Below are 18,153 nucleotides of genomic sequence, written 5' to 3' on the forward strand. Positions count from 1 at the left end.
TGCTCATTCAGAGAGTCTTCGCCAGCTACTTTAAGATTGTGGCGCTTTTTTCAATTACAACCATTACGGATAAAATAATACTGACTACAACGGTTTATCTTATTCTAGGCTGTCATAGTCATTCGCCTACCAAGCCACCGTCGCTAGACAACAAAGTGTGACTAGCCTTGTCTAGCCGGCTGAAGGCTTTTTCAGTCGATATTTCAGAGGCTATAACTCGCAACATCAAAAGTAGCAGTATGCAGGGTGGCTTCACTATTATGCCTGTTTACTCCTAACCACAATACATCAAAGCGCAAGTTAAGGTATACGCATCAACTCGACATCCTGTTTACTCTGACATTAAAAGAAATGTACAAAGGAAACGGTGTGTAAAAAGTCCATAGCGCATAGCCCTTTTTACCGGGAAGTTACCTACCATCAGCATCTAATTTTTGTCTTTAGCCAATAAACTGGTTAGGATTGTGGAACAGAAGGCGCTAGAATACGTTATCTCGTGTCTCATCCGTTACTTTAATTGTAAGAATTTATAAAAATGAAACTTTCAACAAAACAAAAACAGTTTCTAAAAGGACTGGCCCATTCTCTTAAACCAGTTGTTCAGCTCGGCGCCAATGGGCTGACCGAAGGCGTGGTTGCTGAAATTGAAAATGCATTAAATCATCACGAATTGATAAAAGTAAAAGTCCCTTCTGATGACCGTGAAGAAAAAGCGTTAATTATGGACGCGATAGTACGTGAAACAAACGCCGCTAAGCTTCAGGTTATTGGCCATACGCTGGTCATCTATCGTCCTAGCGAAGAGAAAAAAATTCAATTACCTAAATAAAATCCAGAAATTGCGATGTTTGGCATACGCAATCACCCTAGTTAGCCCTAAAGAAAGGAAAAACAATGAAATTAAACGGAGCAACGGCCATTGTAACAGGTGGCTGTTCTGGTTTAGGCCATGCTACAGCCATCGCATTACGTGAAGCTGGTTTAAACGTTGCGTTATTTGACCTAAACGAAGAACTCGGGAGTCAGCGAGTTGCTGAGTTAGGAGCCAATAATACTCTTTTCTGTCAAGTCGACGTGCGAGATGAGACTTCTGTTTCACAAGCATTAGAAAGAGTTGCAGCCGAGTTCGGTGATATCCACTTGTTAGTCAATTGCGCCGGTATCGCACCCGCCAAACGTTTACTCGACAAGGAAGGAAAGCCCGCCCCGTTAGACGGTTTTCAGACTACCATAGACATTAACTTGGTTGGCAGCTTTAACGTAGCCAGATTAGTCGCAGCCAAAATGGCATCGCAATCTCCCCAAGGGGAAGCGAATGAACGTGGTTTAATTATCAACACTGCATCAGTTGCGGGTTATGAAGGGCAAATCGGGCAAACCGCTTATGCAGCCAGTAAAGCCGGAATTATCGGTTTGACACTGCCAATGGCCCGCGACTTAGCCCCCTTGGGCATCAGAGTGAATACTATTGCACCAGGTGTGATGGGAACGCCGATGCTACTGGCCATGCCCGATAAAGTGCAAGATGCCCTTACTGCGAACGTTCAGTTTCCAAAGCGTTTAGGCTTACCCGCTGAATTCGCCAAACTTGTTGTGCATATGATGGATAATGCCTATCTCAATGGTGAAACGATTCGTTTAGATGGCGCATTGCGCATGCCGCCTAAATGACGTGAAAAGAAAGAGGGTCAGCGTACCCTCTTCTATTCACCACCGTTTACTGTTAGCGCAATGTTGTAAAGCCGGTTAACAGCATGATAGTTGATGGTATTTTTAGGATATCGTCCTTTACTGTTGATCACCCCAGCTTCTTTATTCATAAGTAAGGTAAGTGCCTGATCTACCGTTTCAACCGTGTAAACCCTGAATTGTTCTTTTTTAACCGCATCGATTACCGCCTTGTCTAATACGAGATTAATCGCATTAGACTTAGGGATCACCACCCCCTGCTGACCATTCAGGCCGCGGTGTTGGCATAAATCAAAGAAGCCTTCGATTTTTTCGTTTACACCGCCCACCGCCTGCACTTCGCCATACTGATTGATCGAGCCTGTCACCGCCAGATTTTGAGTAGCAGGGATTTCGGTTAACGCCGATATCAGTGCAATCAGTTCGCCTAAGGAAGCACTATCCCCATCAATATGACCGTACGATTGCTCTAATGCTATATTGGCAGACAAGGTTAAGGGAAAGTGTTGTGCATACTTATTGCCTAGGTAGCCGGTTAACAGCATTACGCCCTTAGAATGGATGGATTGGCCTAACTCCACCTCTCTTTCAATATCAACCACCCCACTTGCTCCAGCGTATACCGTTGACGTGATACGCGCGGGTGTACCAAAGGTGGAATCGCCTATATCTAAAACGGTTAACCCATTGACCTTGCCAACCGCATTCCCCTCAGTAGCAATTAGCACGTGTCCTTCTTTAATATCATCCAGCAGGCTTTGACTAACGCGGCCGGTGCGGCGTTTTTTTGCTTCCAGCGCGGTGGTCAGATGTTCAAGTTCAAGTTTATCGGTAAGGGCTTTATCGCAAAAATATTTTGCTTCATGGATCAATTCAATGACATCAGCGAAATGCGCAGACAAACGTTTTTGATGTTCAGCCATACGTAACGAATATTCAACTAAGCGCTGCATGGCTGGTAGAGAAATTTCACTAATCCCTAATTCGACAAGCTCACGTTTAACTCTGCCAATAAAGTCAAACTGCGATTGACGGCTTAGGGGAATATCCGGATCAAAATCTACCAATACACGGAATAACTCCATAAACTCTTCGTCGTAATCTTGCAAGGTATAGTACAGTTCACGAGAACCAAAAAGCACGATCTTCACGTTAAGGTCGACGGGTTGAGGATTTAACGTCATGGCGTTAACCATTCCCACATCTTGTTGGGGCAACTCCATTTTTAACGAACTGGATTTAATGGCCAGTTTCAGTGTTTCCCATACATAAGGCTGCTCAATTAACCTCTCGACATCGAGTAGTAGATAGCCCCCGTTGGCTTTATGCAAGGCCCCTGGGCGAATCATTCGGTAATTGGTATACACATTTCCGTGAATACTGGTGTATTCCATTTTGCCGAACAAATTTTGATAATTAGGATTGGGTTCGTAAATAATTGGCGCGCTGGCATTTATCTCGTGTCCCATCAAGACATTGGGAAGATAAAGCTCTTCGAGTAACGCGCGGCGTTCTTGTTCATCGAGTTTATCTTCTTTATTTTCTTCGATAAGGGTGGAGACAATTGTATCGATCAAATGGCCTTTCATGCGCCGGAGATACTTTAAAATTGCCAAGTTAGAAGCATACTTATGCTCTAGCGTTTTCAATAACGGTTTAATACAACTTTCAATTGTCTGGCGATTAAGTTCGCGCAAGCGTTCTGAATTCTCTCGTTTCCAGGCAGGTAAACTTAATAAGCTTTCGCTTAAGCGGTTCTCCAATTCATCGATGAGTTGATAAAAGTAAGTGCGTTTTTCGTCACTTAAATTAGTAAATTCTGTATCGGTAATAGTTGAGCCATTTACTATAGGGGCGAAACTGATGGTGCCCCCCTCTTCCAGTAACGCAACCTGATTGGCCTTTGCGAAACGCTCAACTGAATCTATCGCCTGATCATAACGCTGGTCAAATTCTCGTCCAATAGCAGCTTTTCGGCGCTGGTAGCCAGGGTTGTCAAAGGCTGCAGGAAACGTATCAAGAAGCTCGTCGATTAAGTGACTGACATCTTTTACGAAGGCGCGCGCGCCGCCAGCCTGCATTCTTACCACAAACGGCTCACGTTCTTCATCAAAATTATTGATTAGGCACCAGTCGTCGGGGTTTGGCAGACTATTAGCGTGGCGCTGGATATAGTCACGAACCAGCGTGTAGCGACCCGTAGCAGCTTCTCCCATCACGTAAAAATTGTAGCCCCTTGCTTTCATCCCAAGTCCGAAGGTGAGTGCTTCGCGAGCACGCTCCTGCCCTATAAAGGTCGCGCTGATAGATTGATCATCTTCCAACGCTTGCTTGATTTTGCTGCGGTCTATTTGCGGGGATAACTGCTTCGAAGTAAGAGGCAAAATTGCTTGGATGCCTGACATATTCTGTTCATTAGATTTCTTTGTATTAAGTGAAACGTGATTAGGCGTCACTGTCAAACACTTCCTAGCGCTCCAATGCAAAAAATTGTACTTGCTGAATAAAGCGCTATATAACTAGATTATTCTGACACGCGCCGCTATTGGCAAAAATCAAGCATGTGAATCACTTTTTATGTTAAGGAAAAATATCATGATAAAAGTCATATTACTTGCATCAAGCCTGCTTCTTACAACCGTTCAAGCTAAGGTCCTGCACGCGGACGACGCGGGTTTCATTATTGAAAACGAAATAATAACGGCCCTTCCCGCTAAAAAAGTGTGGCATGCACTCGTTAATGATGTCGATGAATGGTGGCCAAAAGATCATAGCTGGTGGAGAGGAACCTTTACCATTGCTCCCTCTGCGGGAGGGTGTTTTTGCGAGAAAAAAGGAAAACAGCAAGCTCAGCACATGCAAGTAACTTTTGTCGATCCAGCAAAAATACTGAGAATGACTGGTGGACTTGGACCATTGCAGGGCATGGGAGTGTATGGTGCATTAAACTGGCAGTTTGAAAAAGTAGAAGAAGGTACCAAAGTCACTCTTACCTATCATGCTCAAGGTTATCGTCCTGAAGGATTCACAGAATTTGCACCGGTAGTTGCGAAAGTTCAGAACCAACAGCTTAATGCATTAAAAACATTCATTGAGGCGAAGCGCAAGTAATAACATCTCATCGATCCGACATTCTTACGCTGAGGAAGAAAAGGCAAGCCGCTATTGTGGTACACGGTGGGCTTGAGGTATTCTAGTAGACCATTATTTTTAATCCATTCAGTCTATAAGCGGAAGCCTTTTTTTCATGGCCGAAAAACAGTACAACCCAAAACATATTGAGCAGTCAGTCCAACAAAACTGGGAAGCCAATCAAACATTTAAAGCAACAACCCAACCTGAAAAAGAGAAATTCTATTGTTTGAGTATGTTCCCGTACCCTAGTGGACGATTGCATATGGGGCATGTACGAAACTATACCATTGGCGACGTTATCAGCCGCTACCAGCGTATGCAGGGGAAAAATGTTCTTCAGCCTATGGGCTGGGATGCTTTTGGTTTACCTGCAGAAAATGCGGCTATTAATAATAATTCAGCCCCCGCAAAATGGACTTACGCCAACATCGACTACATGAAAGGGCAACTTAAATCTTTGGGTTTTGGTTACGACTGGAGTAGAGAAGTTGCTACGTGTAAATCGGACTACTACCGGTGGGAGCAGTGGTTTTTTACCCGTTTGTATGAAAAAGGCTTAGTTTACAAAAAGAACTCAACGGTAAACTGGGATCCTGTCGATCAAACCGTATTGGCAAATGAACAGGTCATTGATGGTCGCGGCTGGCGCTCAGGAGCACTGGTAGAGCAAAAAGAAATTCCTCAGTGGTTTATTAAAATCACTGACTATGCAGAAGAACTGCTGGCTGATTTGGAAGAGCTCCCAGAGTGGCCCGACCAAGTTAAAGCGATGCAGGCTAACTGGATTGGCCGCTCCGAAGGGGTAGACATTACCTTTGACATGGTTGAACAGGATACCCCAATAGATTCGATTACAGTTTATACTACCCGACCAGATACGGTATTCGGTGTTTCTTATCTGGCGGTTGCTGCGCAGCATCCTTTAGCAGAGCATGCTGCAAAGTCTAACCCTGAACTTGCTGCATTTATCGACTCGTGCAAAAACACAAAAGTGGCGGAAGCTGAACTTGCCACAATGGACAAACAGGGCTATGCGACCGGTTTTTCAGTTGTTCATCCATTAACGCAGGAATCCATTCCCGTGTGGGTGGCTAATTTTGTGTTGATGGAATACGGGTCTGGTGCGGTGATGTCAGTGCCTGCGCATGATCAGCGCGATTGGGAATTTGCTCACCAGTATTCTTTACCATTGAAACAAGTTATCACCTCTGTCGATAGTAAAAATATTGACTTAAGCCAATCTGCCTTTACTGAAAAAGGTGAGCTTATAAATTCTGACAAGTTTACCGGCCTGGCATTTGAGGACGCGTTTGATCAGATAGCCAGTGAACTAGAACAGATGGGTCACGGTAAGCGTAAGGTGAATTACCGCCTTCGTGATTGGGGTGTGAGCAGGCAGCGTTACTGGGGCGCACCAATTCCGATGTTGAATTTGGAAAACGGTGAATCGGTGCCGGTACCAGCGGATGAATTACCTGTCGTACTACCGGAAGATGTCATCATGGACGGGGTCACCTCCCCCATCAAAGCCGATACAGAGTGGGCTAAAACGACTTATAACGGGGACGTGGCCTACCGTGAGACGGATACCTTTGATACGTTTATGGAATCCTCTTGGTATTATGCGCGCTACACCAGTGCGATGGAAAGTGAGGGGATGCTTAACCCTCAGGAAGCCAACTACTGGTTACCCGTCGACCAATACATCGGTGGCATAGAGCACGCCATCCTGCATTTACTTTATGCCCGCTTCTTTCATAAATTGCTCCGTGATGAGGGGTTAGTGACATCAAATGAGCCGTTTAAAAAATTACTATGTCAGGGCATGGTGTTAGCAGACTCTTTTTATAGTGAAGATGAGAGCGGAAAGAAAACCTGGCACGCACCCGCTGATGTGTCGACAGAAAAAGATGACAAAGGGCGTATTGTCAAAGCGTGGTTAAGCGCAACCAACGAGCCAGTCATCCATGGCGGCATGACGAAGATGTCGAAATCGAAGAATAATGGCATCGATCCGCAGCAGGTTATCGACCAATATGGGGCGGACACCGTGCGGTTATTTACTATGTTTGCAGCTCCGCCGGAACAAACGCTTGAATGGGTAGACTCTGGGGTAGAGGGAGCTAACAGGTTCCTGCGTCGCGTATGGAAGCTGGTTCATGACCACTTGGCAGACGCAGCTGTTACTTCGTTAGATTTTTCGTCATTAGATAATGCACAGAAATCATTACGACGTGAGGTCCACAAAACAATTGAAAAGGTCACGGATGATTTAGGCCGTCGACAAACCTTCAATACTGCAATTGCGGCAATTATGGAGCTACTTAATCACTTACAAAAAGCCCCTAACGAAAGCACAGCAGATCGCATGGTTATGCGTGAGGCGGTCGAATCAGTAGTATTGTTGTTAAACCCTATTACGCCGCATATTTGTCACCAGTTATGGCAGGACTTAGGGTATCAATCGCCGATAGAAGAAGCAGAATGGCCTAAAGCGGATCCTTCAGCATTAGTTGAAGATGAGAAATTGATTATCGTTCAGGTTAATGGAAAACTACGCGCTAAAATAACCGTCCCTGCCCAGGCAAGTGAAGATGCAGTTAAAGAGCAAGCAATGAAGCAACCTAATGTGACACAGTTTACTGATGGGAAAACAATAAGAAAAGTCATTGTCGTCCCGGGCAAATTGGTTAACATCGTGGCGAACTAATGAATTTTTCACGAATAGTCGTTGCTGTTTGTCTCTGTTTATTTTTAATCGGCTGCGGTTTTAAATTAAGGGGCGATCATAGTCTTCCAGCAGGCTATGAGTACCTGCACGTTCAGGCGGTTCAAAGTCAAGCTCCGCTTAAGCGGGCATTGCTTAAACGCATGGAGATTCACAACATAGGGGTTATCGAGGGGACACAATATGATAAGCATCCTTACACAATAACCCTACACTTAGCCCCAGAAAAGCTTGAGCGGCGTTTACTGTCTGTGTTTTCCACCGGACAGGTCGCCGAGTACGAGCTTATTTTAGGGGTGCCCTACTCTGTGCGGTTCGGGAACAATGATATGATTGATGCCTATTTTGAAATAGTGCGTGATTATCAGGATGATCCCGACCAAGTATTGGCTAAATCCAGAGAGCTTGAGCTAGTACTTAGCGAAATGCGCCGTGAAGCGGCAGATAGAATCATTCGCCGCTTATCCAGTCAAGCTTCGGTCACAAAGTAGTCGACATACCAGATGCAAGTGTACCCCAATCGTTTTAATGATGAGCTAGCCAAAGGTCTTAAGCCTTTTTATTTGCTATTTGGTGATGAACCTCAACAAAAAATTGAAATGATCGATGCAGTACGCGCGCAATCCAAACTTGCCGGATTTGAAGAGCGAACAACATTCGTTGCTGACGCTGATTTTGAATGGTCTCAATTAATAGAGGCTACTCAGACGCTGTCGCTTTTCGCCAGCAAACAGCTGATTGAACTTGAATTACCCACCGGAAAACCGGGGTCAGAGGGTAGCAAAACGTTTACTATGCTTGCAGAGCACACTAACGACGACGTAATTGTGGTAATTCACGGTCCTCGTGTCGGCAAGGATGTGCAAAAGACCAAGTGGTTTAAAGCACTGGACGCAATTGGCGTGCATAGCTTGTGCTACCCGCTTGAGGGAAAAACATTAAGTCAATGGATTAATCATCGTTGCACGTTGGTCAACTTGAACCTGGACAATGCGAGTATCAAACGTCTCGCTGACTTTTGCGAAGGAAACTTGCTTGCTGCCAGACAAGAAATTGATAAACTTTCCCTGCTCTATGCAAACACGCCAGTAACCTTGGACTTATTGGATAAAGCGCTGGTTGATCAGTCCCGGTTTAATGTCTTTCAACTCGTTGACGTGATATTGCAAGGCGATAAGCAGCGCTGTGTGAAAATGTTACTACGCCTTGAAAGTGAAGGCATTGAACCGAATATTATTATTTGGGCACTCATCCGAGAGTGGCAAACATTGTCGGCACTCGATCAATTGCGCAATACTCATCAACCCATTGTGTGGCAAAAATTTGGCATTTGGAAAAATCGGCAGCCATTCTATCAATCAGCTCTGAACCGTTTACATAAAGGGCATCTCGAAAGCATTCGCGAGCAGTTACAGCAAGCAGATTTGCTATTCAAGCAAACGAGTGTGAATAAGCCTTACATAAAGCTATGTCACCTCTGTATGCTTTTTTTAGCTATGCCTGTACAACAATATCAGGTGGCAGAGTAAGTGACCGGCAGTTCTTCTTCCATTGCCATTCTGGGGGGGACGTTCAATCCACCGCATTTTGGTCATATCCAACCGGCCTTGACAGCTATTGATTCATTGGGTGTAGACAAACTGGGATTAATGCCTTGCAAAGTGCCCCCGCACAAAATGCTTTCAGAAATAGATGAAAAGCACAGAATTGAAATGACGAAGTTAGCCTGTCAGCTTGACTCCAGAATCTACCCTGAGTTGTGCGAACTCACGTTACCGCCTCCCTCCTACAGTGCTAACACACTGCAAGTTCTGCGTAGCCTTCATCCAAATACCGCGCTTTACTTTCTGATGGGCGAAGATTCGTTTAATCAGCTTACCTCCTGGTATAATTGGCGCGCGTTGACAAATTATTGTCATATTGTAGTAATGCGTAGAAAAGGAAATAATTCGCCTTTACCACCAGAACAATTAAGGTGGATGGAGGGAAAGTGCGTTAGCAGAGAAAACATAGCTAATGAGTCAGTGGCGGGCAATATAATTTTTCTCGAGACGCCGTTTTTCGAGATTTCTTCCACTCAGTTAAGACAAAGCTTAATGGATTATTTTACTGCGAATCCAGTGGCGGCTAGGTCCAGCGAGAAAGAAATAATAAAGTGGTTACCTAAACCAGTATTCAACTATATTAAAATTAACCGACTGTATCATTCAGTCACTATATAGATAGAGGAGCAAAATTGGAGAGTCAACAACTCAAGCAATTCGTGAAAGACAAGATCGAAGATATGAAAGGCCGTGACGTGTTAGAGCTAGATGTTCACGGTAAATCCACTATCACCGACACCATGATCATTTGTTCTGGAAATTCCAAACGTCATGTTATCTCAATAGCTGACAAAGTATTGGTAGAAACCAAACAAGCGGGCCACCCACCACTTAATGTTGAAGGTAAAGAAAGTGGTGAATGGGTACTGGTTGACCTGGGCGATGTCATCGTGCATGTTATGCAGGATGAAACCCGCGATTTTTATCAATTAGAAAAACTGTGGGCGTAACGAACCTGTATTTAAACTAACTAGGTAATACACAAACGTGCGCATTCAAATCGTCGCTGTTGGTACGAAGATGCCCGATTGGGTTAATCAAGGAGTAAATGAATTTTTACGCCGGTTTGGCCCAGACATAGATGTGTTTTTTACCCCCGTTGCCGCGGGCAAACGGGGTAAAAATGCTGATATCTCCCGTATTTTAAAAGCGGAGGGCGAGGCTATGCTATCTCATGTAGAGAAGAATCACCGCGTCGTTACTCTAGAAGTGAAAGGTAAACCTTGGTCCACAGCGAACCTGGCATCGCAACTTGAGAACTGGAAAATGGATGGCCGTGATGTCAGTATGCTTATTGGTGGGCCTGAAGGCCTTTCGCCCGAATGCATTGCTGCGTCCGAGCAAAAATGGTCACTTTCTCCCCTGACTCTACCCCACCCGTTAGTCAGAATTATTGTGGCTGAAAGCTTATACAGGGCCTGGACCGTTACTCAGAATCACCCATACCACAGAGAGTAGGTTGAGATAATGAGAAAACGCCAGACTATCCGTGATCACAGCGCCGAAGCGAATCTATTTGCCCGCCGGGCTACCGTGGCTATTCTTATTGTATTTGTGATGTTGGGCATTATCGTCAGTAACCTGTATGTCCTTCAAGTAGAACAATACGAAGATTTTCAGACGCGCTCAAACGGCAATCGCATTAAAGTTCTGCCGATTGCACCTAACCGGGGCTTAATTTATGATCGTAATGGTGTGCTATTGGCAGAAAACCGCCCGGTTTTCAGCTTGGAACTTATTCCAGAACAGATAGACAACCTCCCCATCACGCTGGGAGAACTGACAAAACTGCTGCCAATCAGCGATGAAGAAATAGAAAATTTCTTTGCCACTCTCCGCGGTCAACGTCGATTTAAACCTGTAGCGCTGAAAACCCTTCTAAATGAAGAAGAAGTGGCACGGTTTTCAGCACAAAAGCATCGGTTTCCGGGCGTTAGCATTGAAGCAAGGTTGTCGCGTCATTATCCTTTCGGCAGTACTCTGACTCACGTATTAGGTTATGTTGCCAAAATTAACAAAACCGATTTACAAAAAATTGTTGAAGCAGGTCAGGAAGCTAATTACGCCGCCACATACGATATAGGCAAATTAGGAATCGAAAAATTTCACGAGGATTTACTGCACGGTACGGTGGGATTTCAACAGGTTGAAGTGAATAATCAGGGACGGATTATACGTGTGTTGGATGTGGAGCCTCCACAGCCTGGCAAAGACATTGTGTTGAATATCGACATTGAGTTGCAATTAGCTGCGCAACGCCAGCTTGAAGGTCAACGGGGCTCGATTGTGGTAACTTCACCACAAACGGGGGGCGTTTTGGCATTGTATAGTAGCCCAAGCTACGACCCAAACTTATTTGTCCACGGGATCAGCCGCACCAATTATTCCGCTTTACTCAATTCCCAAGATCGGCCGCTAATTAATCGGGCAACCCAAGGACAATATCCCCCCGCGTCAACGGTTAAACCCCACTTGGCGTTGTTAGGATTGGAGCAGGAAATTATTACCGCCAATACCACAATAGTTGATCATGGCAGGTATCGCTTGCCCAACGTGGATCATGTCTGGCGCGACTGGAAGCGCTGGGGGCACGGCAAGGTAAACGTGACCAAAGCCATCGAAGTATCTTGTGATACTTTTTACTATGATCTCGCATATCAGCTGGGTATCGATCGGATCAGTGAAGCGATGACAGAATTTGGCTTTGGCGATTATACCGGAATAGATCTGTATGAAGAATCTGACGCTAATATGCCTAGTCGGGGCTGGAAACGAGCCCGCTTCAATCAACCCTGGTATATAGGGGATACCATTCCAGTAGGCATAGGGCAAAGTTTCTGGACAACTACCCCTATTCAACTGACCCACACGGTAAACACATTAATTAATCGAGGGGAACGATACGTACCCCAAATAATGCGTGGATTTATGAGTGAATTGGGCACCATTGAACTGGAGCCGTTGAAATCACTGCGCCCCATAGTCGTCAACGAGCCCAAAAATTGGAATATCGTGCTAGATGCCATGTACGGTGTTGTGAATCGTGAAGATGGTACAGCAAAGGCAGCATTCAAAGACACACCTTACATTTCCGCAGGCAAAACGGGCACTGCCCAGCTATTTTCTGTAGGACAAAATGAAAGTTACAAAGAGGAAGATGTGGCGGAAAGGTTAAGAGACAATGCCATGTATGTTGGTTATGCGCCTTACGAAGCACCAGAAATGTCGATCACCGTAGTGCTTGAGAATGCGGGTGGCGGCAGCAGTAATGCTGCCCCCATAGCACGTAACATGATGGATTTTTACTTTCGTAACCATTCGTTTGCCCCGCAGTTATCGCAATCTGACAAAGAAGTAATCAGAAAACATGAAACGCACGCAGATTAAGCCCAATCAGGTCACCTTTTTACAACGCATTCACGTGGATGGACCACTCGTTTTGGGCTTGCTCGTTTTGATGGCAGTCGGCCTGGCAACTTTATTTTCTGCAACCGGACAAGATCCAGACCAGTTACAACGTCAGTTTATGCGAATGAGTGTGGCGCTCGTTGTCATGATGGTAATGGCCCAGGTGCCCCCCCTGGCATATAGAAGACTTTCTATTTACGCTTTTGCAATCGGCATCTGTATGCTGATTGCTGTATTGCTTTTTGGCGATATGGGCAAAGGAGCTCAGCGATGGCTTGATCTTAAGGTTATTCGCTTCCAGCCTTCTGAGATGATGAAGCTCGCTGTACCCATGATGGTGGCGTGGTACATCAGTAATTTCAACCTGCCGCCTAAAACCAATCAGGTTTTTATTGCTTTTGTGATTGTTGTTGTACCCACAGTATTGATTGCCAAACAGCCCGATTTAGGCACCTCATTGCTCATTGCAAGTTCCGGCATCTTTGCAATTTTCTTAGCCGGGATGAGCTGGCGATTAATTGGCTTTCTAACTTTGTTAGGTGGGGCCTTTCTGCCCATAATGTGGTTTTTCCTGATGAAGGAATACCAAAAACAAAGAGTCATTACCTTCATGAACCCCGAGAGCGATCCATTAGGGGCCGGTTATCATATTATTCAGTCAAAAATTGCCATTGGTTCAGGCGGATTGCACGGAAAAGGATGGCTTGAAGGTACCCAATCACAATTGGAGTTTTTACCGGAGCGCCACACCGATTTTATTTTCTCAGTTTTCAGTGAAGAATTTGGACTGATTGGCGTACTGGGCCTGTTAGCTATCTATTTATTTATTATTACCCGAGGCCTGATTATCGCAAACCGCGCGCAAGATGCTTATAGTAAGCTGCTTGCAGGTAGTATCACCCTCACCTTCTTTGTTTATGTATTCGTTAATATGGGAATGGTATCAGGACTTTTACCGGTAGTGGGTGTTCCATTGCCCTTAGTCAGTCATGGTGGGACATCAATGGTGACATTAATGGCAGGATTTGGCATTCTGATGGCAATAAGTACACAAAAAAGATTACTTTCACGATAATGCGCTACGTAGTTGTTATTTTGTTAATCCTTACCGTTGCAGGTTGTCAAACGGCTCCCCAGGGGCGGTATAAACAGCGACATGACTCTGCTCCACGATTTCAGCATAAGGAAATATCGATCGTAGATGCGGTTCCAAAATATGAACCCTATCGAACCTATAATAGCCGCCCTTATGAAGTGTTGGGAAAAAGATATTTCCCCTTGCAGACGGGTAAAGGCTTTGAACAGGAAGGGTACGCGTCGTGGTACGGGCAAAAATTTCATGGTCACCTTACTTCAAACGGCGAAACCTACAACATGTTTGCCATGACTGCTGCACATAAGACATTGCCACTGCCCTCGTATGTGCGCGTCACCAATCTAGAAAATAACAAGCAAGTGATCGTAAGGGTAAATGACAGGGGCCCCTTTCATTCGGAACGCATTATTGATCTATCCTATGCTGCATCGCACAAACTAGGTTATCAGAGCAAGGGTACTGCCAAAGTTCGTCTTGAAGTGATTCATTTTGACGAGCAGAATAATGTAACCGTCGGCAATCAACCCACTGTCACCTACGCAGAATACGCAGGGATTGCTACGCCTGTTGACCCACCAGAAGAAAAAACCGAGTTAACTTTCACCTCAGGGCTGTACATTCAGGTAGCGGCTCTGACCGATATTGAGCGTGCGCGTTCTGTATCGACCGTACTTTCTTCGCTTTATCAGGTTCCTGCTGAAATGCCGTTAGTGGATAATGTGTATAAGCTACGTCTGGGCCCCCTGACAGACCGCTTTCAGGCTAAAATGTTGCTAGCTGAATTGAAGAGGAACGGCTACCCAGGGGCATATACGGTAGAGATGGCTTTGTAAAGGACAGTTGCTAGCGGTCAGAACCCTGGTTCAAATGTGTCGATTCCATGGCTTTATGGTGGAAAATTGCCTCTTTATCTATTAAAAGCTAAACTTTTTCGGTAAAACCTAGTCGTACAACCGACCTTACGATAGAATCCAACCATTATTATCGTTACGATTACACGATTGAAAAATATTATTATGCTAAAAAAGAAATTACGCGCTAACTTATTTCCACTAATCAGCACGATGTTGATGGCGAGCTGGTTTACTTTTACCGCTTCGGCCGCAGTGGTCATACCGCCTGCTCCCAGTGTCGATGCTAAAGGCTTTGTGTTAACTGATTTTGAGACAGGTCACGCCATTGCAGAGCAAAATGCGGACATGCAACTCGCGCCCGCCAGTTTGACCAAAATGATGACTGCATATGTTGTGGGAAAGGAGCTAAACGAAGGTAACATCGCTTTATCTGACAAAGTGACTATCTCAGAAAACGCCTGGGCAAAAAAGTTTCCCGAATCATCAAAGATGTTTATTGAAGTGGGCACACAGGTCACAGTTGACGAACTGTTACACGGCATGATTATCCAGTCAGGTAATGATGCATGTGTTGCTTTAGCAGAGCATGTGGCTGGGTCTGAAAGTGCATTTGCCAGCATGATGAATGCGCACGCCGCAAATCTTGGTATGACAGGCTCTAATTTTGTTAATAGCCACGGACTGCATGACCCAGACCACTTCACCACACCAAGGGATATGGCAGTCCTGTCAAAAGCATTGATTGAAGAGACCCCTGATGTATACGCGCTTTTCAAACAAAAAGAATACACCTTCAATGGTATCAAACAATACAACCGAAATAGTCTGTTATGGGATCAAAGCTTAAATGTCGACGGCATTAAAACTGGACATACATCAGATGCTGGATACAGTCTGGTTACTTCTGCACAGCAAGGAGATATGCGTCTGGTTTCGGTAGTAATGGGTACTGACAGTGAGCGCTCCCGTAAGGTAGAAAATAAGAAGCTGTTACGCTACGGCTTCCGCTTTTACGAAACCGTCACCCCATACAAAGCCGGTGAAAGTTTTGTGTCGCATCGTATCTATATGGGTGACAGAGAGACGGTAGATTTAGGAATTAATCAGGCAACGCCTATCACCATACCCCGTGGGCAAGCTGATAACCTCGAAGCCAACTTTGAATTGAATAAGAAACTTGAAGCCCCTCTCGCCAAGGGACAGGTTGTAGGAACGCTCTACTTACAGCTAGATGGTGAAGACGTAGCGCAGTACCCCTTGGTGACTCTACAGGAAGTCAAAGAGGGCAGTTTCTTCGACCGTATTATCGACTATATTATGTTACAACTTGGCTGGGGTGAATAAGCCTTCTTAATAACATGGTTGGTTGATGTGAAACGGCGGCAGGATTTGCTATAATCCGGCCGCCGTTTTTTGTTTAACACAATAAAGTTTTGAAGGATATCTGATGGATACCCGTTTCGATGAATTATTAGACTTCCCCACCTATCAGACGTTTAAAGTGATGGGTGTCGCTGATGATGCCCTTCCTGGCGAAGTGGTCAGCTGTTTACAGCGCTTAGCGCCCGGTGATTATTCGCCAAGCGTAAAGCCTAGCAGTAAAGGAAATTATCACTCAGTCTCCATTAGCGTTCGGGTTACCAGCAAAGAGCATATGGAAGAAATTTATACCGAATTAGCTAAAATTGAACTTGTCAGGGTTGTATTGTAGTGACGGCAAAATCGTTGCCTGTTGTTATCAGGCATTTACATCGCCAACCGTACTTAAAAGTATGGCAAGCAATGCAGGCATTGACTGATCAACGGGATGCCAATACGGCTGACGAGATCTGGTTGGTTGAGCATGAGCCTGTTTTTACTCAAGGCCAAGCGGGGAAAGAAGAACATATCCTAATGCCTGGCGATATTCCGGTAGTTAAAGTTGATCGTGGTGGTCAGGTGACCTACCACGGGCCGGGTCAATTAGTCGTATATCTTATGATAGATATCAAGCGTGGTAGATTGGGGGTCCGTCATTTGGTGAATGCGATGGAGAATGCCGTCATCAATTTACTTGCCGAGTATCACATTCAGGCACAAGCTAAAAAAGATGCCCCAGGTGTCTATGTAGAGGATAAGAAGGTCTGTTCCGTTGGCCTTCGCATTCGTCGAGGGTGTTCTTTTCATGGACTTGCCTTAAATGTTCATATGGATTTGAGCCCATTTACACGCATTAATCCCTGTGGTTATGCAGGCCTCGAAATGGTAGATTTACATACGTTAAATGGTCCGTCTTCGTTGACACAAACGGCTCCCATTTTAATTAATAAGCTTTTAGGTGAATTGAATATCACTGAATCAATAGATAAAGAAGGTTTCGATGAGTAGCGCCCGTCCAAAAGCAGGAGTGAAACTCCGCGACGATGAAAAAGTAAAACACATCCCAGTTACTATTATCCCTACGGAAAAGGAGCAAATGCTTCGTAAACCCGAATGGATAAAAATAAAACTTCCGCGTACCACCGACAAAATTGACCATATTAAGGCGACATTGCGCAAGAATAATCTTCATTCTGTTTGCGAAGAAGCCAGCTGTCCTAATCTGGCAGAGTGTTTTAATCATGGTACGGCGACATTCATGATTTTGGGAGATATATGTACGCGCCGCTGTCCGTTTTGTGACGTTGCGCATGGAAAGCCCTTACCACCGAGCGCAGAAGAGCCTGAAAAACTCGCTAAAACCATAGCTGAGATGAACCTTAAATATGTGGTGATAACCTCTGTAGATCGCGATGATCTACGTGATGGCGGGGCTCAGCATTTTGTAGATTGTATTAATGCTATTCGAGAGCACAGCCCTAGCACAACCATCGAAGTACTGGTGCCGGACTTTAGAGGAAGAATGGATCGTGCGCTGGAGATCTTCAAAAACGGTGTACCAGATGTATTCAATCATAATTTAGAAACCATTCCTCGTTTGTATCGAGAGTGCCGCCCTGGAGCAAATTATCAATGGTCGCTGGATTTATTGAAAAAGTTTAAAGAACAACATCCAGACATCCCCACTAAATCCGGCTTGATGATGGGTATGGGAGAAGAAAATGAAGAAATCAAAAAAGTCTTGGAAGACTTAAGAACCCACAATGTTGATATGCTGACATTGGGTCAATACTTGCAACCCAGCCGCCATCACTTCCCGGTAAAGCGTTATGTGCCACCGGCAGAATTTGATGCGCTTGGTGATTTTGCTAAAGAAATTGGCTTTTCTCATGCCGCTTGTGGGCCGATGGTGCGCTCTAGCTACCATGCCGATCGGCAGGCCGCTGGCCAAGAGGTTAAATAGCAGCACAGGTAAGTACCAATTATAAGGCCTGGTTTGAGCTCACGTGCCCCCGTAAAAGATGGGCTCATTTCTACTTGGTTACCCAAGCCGGAGGTCGATATTGACGAGAGGGTCTTGTGGCTCCGTGCTATGCGCTACATACAGCAGGTTTTAGCTGTCCCTTGTCTGAACTAAGGGCAAGAAATACCCCTAACGGACGAGTAGTCGAAAAACAAGTAAACAAGGCCTTCTTTAAACGAAAGCCGCTCATGAAAAAGATGTAGACATTAAGTAAGTCGCGCAATTTGTTAGAAGCAGGCAGTATGTGCCTGCTTCTG

Annotated in this window: 17 protein-coding genes; 16 read left to right on the plus strand and 1 reads right to left on the minus strand. The window is 45.1% G+C overall.

Annotation, left to right across the window (positions count from 1 at the left end; translation table 11 throughout):
- Positions 1-535: 535 nt before the first annotated feature.
- Together yhbY and OPS25_RS08910 are read left to right on the plus strand one after the other, a co-directional pair.
- Positions 536-829: a ribosome assembly RNA-binding protein YhbY gene (yhbY, locus tag OPS25_RS08905; protein ID WP_265617357.1), complete on the plus strand. Its 294-nt coding sequence runs from the start codon at positions 536-538 to the stop codon at positions 827-829.
- 65 nt (positions 830-894) lie between these two features.
- Positions 895-1,671: an SDR family NAD(P)-dependent oxidoreductase gene (locus OPS25_RS08910; protein ID WP_265617358.1), complete on the plus strand. Its 777-nt coding sequence runs from the start codon at positions 895-897 to the stop codon at positions 1,669-1,671.
- Between the two features lie 32 nt (positions 1,672-1,703).
- Here OPS25_RS08910 and OPS25_RS08915 read toward each other — a convergent pair whose 3' ends face one another.
- Positions 1,704-4,094, minus strand: coding sequence for a Lon protease family protein (locus OPS25_RS08915; RefSeq protein WP_265617359.1), 2,391 nt, complete (start codon positions 4,092-4,094; stop codon positions 1,704-1,706).
- 190 nt (positions 4,095-4,284) lie between these two features.
- Between OPS25_RS08915 and OPS25_RS08920 the strand changes: the two genes are divergently transcribed.
- From OPS25_RS08920 to lipA, 14 genes are all read left to right on the plus strand, one after another.
- A complete protein-coding gene (locus OPS25_RS08920) occupies positions 4,285-4,800 on the plus strand; it encodes an SRPBCC family protein (protein WP_265617361.1) in 516 nt (171 codons plus the stop codon).
- A gap of 136 nt (positions 4,801-4,936) precedes the next feature.
- A complete protein-coding gene (leuS, locus tag OPS25_RS08925) occupies positions 4,937-7,534 on the plus strand; it encodes a leucine--tRNA ligase (protein WP_265617363.1) in 2,598 nt (865 codons plus the stop codon).
- Positions 7,534-8,043 carry an LPS-assembly lipoprotein LptE gene (locus tag OPS25_RS08930; RefSeq protein ID WP_265617364.1) on the plus strand — a complete coding sequence of 170 codons (510 nt, stop codon included), beginning with the start codon at positions 7,534-7,536 and terminating at the stop codon, positions 8,041-8,043. Before leuS ends, OPS25_RS08930 begins: the two co-directional genes overlap by 1 nt.
- A gap of 12 nt (positions 8,044-8,055) precedes the next feature.
- Positions 8,056-9,081, plus strand: coding sequence for a DNA polymerase III subunit delta (gene holA / locus OPS25_RS08935; protein WP_265617365.1), 1,026 nt, complete (start codon positions 8,056-8,058; stop codon positions 9,079-9,081).
- Positions 9,082-9,774, plus strand: a complete 693-nt coding sequence (nadD, locus tag OPS25_RS08940; protein WP_265617367.1) for a nicotinate (nicotinamide) nucleotide adenylyltransferase — start codon at positions 9,082-9,084, stop codon at positions 9,772-9,774.
- Between the two features lie 14 nt (positions 9,775-9,788).
- Positions 9,789-10,106 (plus strand): ribosome silencing factor, encoded by a 318-nt coding sequence (gene rsfS, locus OPS25_RS08945; protein WP_265617369.1) that lies wholly within the window; start codon positions 9,789-9,791, stop codon positions 10,104-10,106.
- A 37-nt stretch (positions 10,107-10,143) separates the two neighbouring features.
- The gene (gene rlmH, locus OPS25_RS08950; RefSeq protein WP_265617370.1) at positions 10,144-10,614 is read left to right on the plus strand and encodes a 23S rRNA (pseudouridine(1915)-N(3))-methyltransferase RlmH; all 471 of its coding nucleotides are present in this window, start codon (positions 10,144-10,146) and stop codon (positions 10,612-10,614) included.
- 6 nt (positions 10,615-10,620) lie between these two features.
- Positions 10,621-12,543, plus strand: coding sequence for a penicillin-binding protein 2 (mrdA, locus tag OPS25_RS08955; protein WP_265617579.1), 1,923 nt, complete (start codon positions 10,621-10,623; stop codon positions 12,541-12,543).
- Complete coding sequence (gene rodA, locus OPS25_RS08960; protein WP_265617371.1) at positions 12,524-13,639, plus strand: rod shape-determining protein RodA; 1,116 nt, start codon at positions 12,524-12,526, stop codon at positions 13,637-13,639. The genes mrdA and rodA overlap by 20 nt, the downstream gene beginning before the upstream one ends.
- Positions 13,639-14,493: a septal ring lytic transglycosylase RlpA family protein gene (locus OPS25_RS08965; RefSeq protein WP_265617372.1), complete on the plus strand. Its 855-nt coding sequence runs from the start codon at positions 13,639-13,641 to the stop codon at positions 14,491-14,493. Before rodA ends, OPS25_RS08965 begins: the two co-directional genes overlap by 1 nt.
- Before the next feature lie 237 nt (positions 14,494-14,730).
- Positions 14,731-15,858, plus strand: coding sequence for a serine hydrolase (locus tag OPS25_RS08970; RefSeq protein ID WP_407080230.1), 1,128 nt, complete (start codon positions 14,731-14,733; stop codon positions 15,856-15,858).
- 100 nt (positions 15,859-15,958) lie between these two features.
- The gene (ybeD, locus tag OPS25_RS08975; RefSeq protein ID WP_265617581.1) at positions 15,959-16,225 is read left to right on the plus strand and encodes a DUF493 family protein YbeD; all 267 of its coding nucleotides are present in this window, start codon (positions 15,959-15,961) and stop codon (positions 16,223-16,225) included.
- Positions 16,225-16,881: a lipoyl(octanoyl) transferase LipB gene (gene lipB, locus OPS25_RS08980; RefSeq protein ID WP_407080226.1), complete on the plus strand. Its 657-nt coding sequence runs from the start codon at positions 16,225-16,227 to the stop codon at positions 16,879-16,881. The genes ybeD and lipB overlap by 1 nt, the downstream gene beginning before the upstream one ends.
- Positions 16,874-17,836 (plus strand): lipoyl synthase, encoded by a 963-nt coding sequence (gene lipA / locus OPS25_RS08985; protein ID WP_265617373.1) that lies wholly within the window; start codon positions 16,874-16,876, stop codon positions 17,834-17,836. The genes lipB and lipA overlap by 8 nt, the downstream gene beginning before the upstream one ends.
- The last annotated feature ends 317 nt before the right edge of the window (positions 17,837-18,153 follow it).

It is taken from the genome of Alteromonas aquimaris (genome assembly GCF_026183695.1).
GTDB classification, from domain to species: domain Bacteria; phylum Pseudomonadota; class Gammaproteobacteria; order Enterobacterales; family Alteromonadaceae; genus Alteromonas; species Alteromonas aquimaris.